Source organism: bacterium (assembly GCA_029210965.1).
GTDB lineage: Bacteria > BMS3Abin14 > BMS3Abin14 > BMS3Abin14 > BMS3Abin14 > JALHUC01.
The window spans coordinates 1-505 of record JARGFZ010000156.1 but is presented as its reverse complement, the minus strand read 5'-3'; the positions used below and the strand labels follow the sequence as shown (position 1 = coordinate 505).

The following is a 505-nucleotide window of genomic DNA, read 5'->3' as shown; positions in this document are numbered from 1 at the left end:
GCCTCATCGCGCTGGCGGCGGCACAAGATGGGAAAGCGCTGCCTTCCGACCAGCTGGACCGCCTCGAGATGATCGTGCGGCTCCAGCGCGACCTGGGCGTCAACCTGCCCGGAATTGACGTGATCCTCGAAATGCGCGACCGGGAGATCCGGATGCGCCGCGAAGTGGATGAGATCCTGGAGTTTATACGCCACAGGATATCGGAAGATATCAGGGAGCTCCTGGGAGTGGAGAAATATCCATTAGCCTTAGGTGCAGGCGAGGATTTCCTCTCTATCGATAAAGGAAATCCCGGACGCGAAGACATGGAGACACGGGGACACGGGGAAAAAGAGGAGCCAGAACGCTGAACACAGAACGCAGAACACAGAACGCAGAACACAGAACACAGAACACAGTAAAGATAAAAAGCTGATTAACCACAGAAGGGTACACAGTGCGGCCGTTATAAGGCCGCATCACAAGGTAAAGCCGGAGCACATATCATACGATTCTATTTTGTTTG

At 54.1% G+C, this 505-nt stretch carries 1 protein-coding gene; it reads left to right on the top strand.

Annotation, left to right across the window (positions count from 1 at the left end):
* Positions 1–350: chaperone modulator CbpM (locus P1S59_14755; protein MDF1527478.1), on the top strand; the 350-nt coding region annotated here is incomplete at its 5' end.
* Between the last annotated feature and the right edge of the window lie 155 nt (positions 351–505).